This is a genomic window from Streptomyces sp. NPDC046977 (genome assembly GCF_040644455.1).
In the GTDB taxonomy this organism is placed as follows: Bacteria; Actinomycetota; Actinomycetes; order Streptomycetales; family Streptomycetaceae; genus Actinacidiphila.
In genome coordinates this window covers 1-3576 of the sequence record NZ_JBEYWO010000081.1, presented here as the reverse complement: position 1 = coordinate 3576, position 3576 = coordinate 1, and the positions used below count along the sequence as shown (strand labels likewise).

General features: G+C 71.7%; 6 protein-coding genes. All 6 read right to left on the bottom strand.

Features of this window, described 5'->3' with window-relative positions; all coding sequences use genetic code 11:
* Positions 1 to 122: 122 nt before the first annotated feature.
* On the bottom strand, positions 123 to 344 hold the full coding sequence (locus ABZ883_RS43010; RefSeq protein WP_360917758.1) for an alkylphosphonate utilization protein: 222 nt from the start codon (positions 342 to 344) through the stop codon (positions 123 to 125).
* Positions 345 to 378: 34 nt separating this feature from the next.
* Positions 379 to 792, bottom strand: a complete 414-nt coding sequence (locus tag ABZ883_RS43005) for an STAS domain-containing protein (RefSeq protein ID WP_360917756.1) — start codon at positions 790 to 792, stop codon at positions 379 to 381.
* Positions 793 to 807: 15 nt separating this feature from the next.
* Complete coding sequence (locus ABZ883_RS43000) at positions 808 to 1233, bottom strand: ATP-binding protein (RefSeq protein WP_360917754.1); 426 nt, start codon at positions 1231 to 1233, stop codon at positions 808 to 810.
* Complete coding sequence (locus tag ABZ883_RS42995; RefSeq protein WP_360917752.1) at positions 1230 to 1640, bottom strand: pyridoxamine 5'-phosphate oxidase family protein; 411 nt, start codon at positions 1638 to 1640, stop codon at positions 1230 to 1232. Before ABZ883_RS42995 ends, ABZ883_RS43000 begins: the two co-directional genes overlap by 4 nt.
* Entirely contained in the window at positions 1637 to 3295 is a 1659-nt protein-coding gene (locus ABZ883_RS42990; RefSeq protein WP_360917760.1) for a SulP family inorganic anion transporter, read from the bottom strand. Before ABZ883_RS42990 ends, ABZ883_RS42995 begins: the two co-directional genes overlap by 4 nt.
* A 71-nt stretch (positions 3296 to 3366) precedes the next feature.
* On the bottom strand, positions 3367 to 3576 hold a 210-nt coding region (locus ABZ883_RS42985; protein ID WP_360917750.1), incomplete at its 5' end, for a helix-turn-helix domain-containing protein.

The window sequence follows — 3576 nt, the reverse complement described above, 5'->3', positions numbered from 1 at the left end:
CATCGGCGGCCACGCTCACAAGTGAGCACGAAGCAGGGGGACGACACGGGGCGGTGATACGCCGCACGCGCTGCCCCCGTCTCGAGTGCACGGGGAACGGCGCGTGAAGTACGGGGCCTGGGTCAGGCTTTCTTGAGGAACTCGGTCTTCAGGACGAGGCCCTTGACCTTCTTGGTGTTGCACTCGACCTCGCCGGCCCGGCTGGTGAGGCGGATGTGCTTGACCAGGGTGCCGCGCTTGAGGGTCTCGGAGGTGCCCTTCACCTTCAGGTCCTTGATCAGGGTGACGGAGTCGCCGTCCTCCAGAACGGTCCCGTTGCTGTCCTTCACGGTCGCATCGCTCATCGTGCTTCCTTGCTCGTTCGGTGCTGCGGGGTGTTCAGATCTGGTCGTGGTCTGTGCTGGTGCGCGGGCCGGGCCATGCGTCGGTGCACCACTCCTGCCCGTCCCCGGCGGGTCCCTGGTGGGCGGCGAGCGCGGTGGACAGGTCGCAGTGGACGGGGATGGGCGGGTGGGTTCCGTCGGGGACGAGGGAGCCGTCGGCGGGGATCGCAGCGAGTTCCAGACGCCGCCCCTCGTCGCTGAGTTGCCGGGCTGCCTGGGCGATGGCGAGCTGGCCGCCGGTGGACCAGCCGCGCAGTCCAGTGAGGTCGAGGATGACCGGTCCGGTGCCTCTGGCCCGGACCCAGCCGATGGCGCCGGTGAAGCGGTGGACGGCGTCCGGGCCGAGGTGGCCGGCCAGGGAGAGCACGCCGAGGTTGGGGTGGGTGGTGTAGCGCCACTCGATGGTCATGACGGAGCTCTCTTTCTACAGCGGCAGGGTGATCCAAATGCTTTTGCCACGGCCGTCGGCGTCGCCGCGTACAACGGCGGTCCCGCCGAGCTGGAGGGTGAGCTCGACGACGGTCGCCAGCCCTCCGGTGTCGGTGTCGGTGCCCGCGGCGTGCAGGGCGGGCTGGTAGGGGTGGCGGTCGTGGACGGCGAACGCGAACGTGTCCGGACCGCCCGCGAAGACGACCGTGACGTTGGGGGAGAGCTCGGCGGCATGCCGGACGCTGTTGGTGACCAGCTCGGCCAGAATCAGCAGGGCCGGATCGACGCTGGGGTGGCGGCGGGCGATGCCCCACTCCATCAGCACCTGTTCGGTGGTCTCGCGAGCGATGCGGACGGCGGAGCCCATCGCGGGCAGGGTCAGCACATGCCGGTAGGGGAGGGTTTCGAGCTGGGTGGTCACTTCGCCTCCGGGTGGGCGAGGCGGAAGCCGCTCACCGTCTGGGGGTGGATCCATACGAGGCTGTCGTGCGGGCCGTGGGCCCAGCCCGGCAGGGTGCGGCGGTAGTGGGCAGCCTCGTCCGGGTCGGTGATGACCCCGGCCGGGCCGGTCGCGGTCACCGTCCAGCCGGTGCCGCCGGCCACCCGGATCTCGTCCGCGTGATACGTCAGCAAGCCCCGCCCCGCCAGCGCGGCCTCCTGGGCGGGGGTGCGGACGATCAGGCGGCCGTACTGCAGGACGTGGACGGCCGGGCGGACCACGGCCACCTCACGGCGGAGATACACCAGGCGTCCCTGTGCGGCGCTTTCCAGCAGCCACAAGGCTTCGGTACCGGAGACCTCGACCATGCGGCGGGCGGCGGGGGTCATCGAGCAGCCTCTTCGGTGACGGGGGCGATCGGGTCGGGCAGAGCCGGCAGCAGCCCCGCCTTCTGCAAGTGGGCGCGGGCCCCGGCGATGGCTTCCGGAGTGGTGGCGTACTCGCGCCCCTCCCTCTGCAACAGGTCCAGGGCGCCGACGGAGTCGAGGGCCGGGCGTTGGCCGGGACGGATACCGGAGGTCATCACGGCGATGCTGCGCCGGTTGAGCTTCTCGACGGCGTCTTTGAGGACGAGGGCGCCGGTGGCATCCAGCGTGGTGACCCGCGACATGCGCAGGATCACCACGCGGACGTCAGCGACCTCGGACAGTTCGAGGAGGAAGCGGTGGGCGCCGGCGAAGAACAGCGGCCCATCGATGCGGTAGGCCACGATGTGCTCGGCCAGCAGCGCGTGCTCCTCGTCACTGTGCTCGCCGGGCATGTCCGGGCGGAAGTCGACCTGGTCCATGCGGGTCTGGCGGGCCACCGCCCGCAGAGCCAGGGCCCCGGCGACGACCAGGCCGATGATGACCGCGTAGACGAGGTCCAGGGCCAGGGTCGCCACGGCGGTCAGGACCAGGACGATGGCGTCCGCGCGGGTGGCCCTGGCCATGGCTCGCAGGGAGCCGACCTCGACCATGCGGATCGCGGTCGCGATCAGCACACCGGCCAGCGCGGCAAGCGGGATCTTGGAGACCAGCGGGGCGGCGGCGAACACGATGGCCGCCAGCACCGCAGCGTGAACGAGGGCGGCGAGGCGGGAGGAGGCGCCGGTGCGGACGTTGACCGCAGTACGGGCGATCGCGCCGGTCGCCGGGACACCGCCGAACAAAGGGGCGGCAATGTTCGCCAGGCCCTGCCCGAACAGCTCCTTGTCCGGATCGTGTTTCTGGCCGACCGTCATGCCGTCGGCGACCTGCGCGGACAGCAGCGATTCCAGGGCCGCCAGGGCGGCGACCGCGACGGCCGGGGCCAGCAGCGAGCCGAGCGCAGACAGATCGACGAAACCCAGGGAAGGCGCGGGCAACCCTGGCGGCAGGTCCCCGATCGGGGCCGCGGCGTCCAGGTGGAATGCCTGCGCGACGGTCGTGGCGGCGATGACCGCGACGATCGAGAACGGGACGGTGGGCCGCCATCGGGCCCCCACCAGCATCACGAGGGCCACCGCGGCCGCCAGCGCCACGGCGGTCCAGTTCGGCGAGTTCACGAACGCCTCGATCGCGCGCCAGGTCACCACCAGGACCTTGTCGCCCTCCGGTTTGGCCACGCCCAGCGCACCCGGAACCTGCTGCAGGCCGATCACGCAGGCGATGCCCAGGGTGAAGCCCTCCACCACAGAGGCGGGAATATAGGCCATGTACCGGCCGGCCTGGGCCGCCGCGAGACCGAGCAGCATCAGCCCGGCAATCAGGCCCACCATCAGTACACCGCCGGTGCCGTGCTGGGTGACGATCGGCACCAGCACGACGGTCATCGCACCGGTCGGGCCGGAGACCTGGAGGTTGGAACCGCCGAAGACAGCGGCCAGGGCGCCCGCTACCACGGCGGTGGCCAGGCCCGCCTCGGCGCCCAGGCCGGAGGAGACACCGAAACCGAGCGCGAGTGGCAGCGCCACGATCGCCACGGTCAGCCCGGCCAGCAGGTCGCGGCGCGGATCGCGGCCCATCCCGGCCAGGTCGGCGCGGGAGGGCAGCAGGGACCGCGCCCGGGCGATTCCCCGGGCCACAACAGGGGTACTCACCTGGCCGAACCCTCGGCTTCCCGCAGTTCGGCCAGCAGCTCGTTCTGCCCGGCCAGCATCTCGGTCAGGATCCTCCGGGCCGCCCGCATCAGCTCCGCCACGTCCCCGCCGGCCAGCGCGTACACAACGGTGGAGCCCCCCCGGGTCGCGGTCACGATCCCCGAACGACGCAGGACCGCCAGCTGTTGGGACAGCGCGGCTGGCTC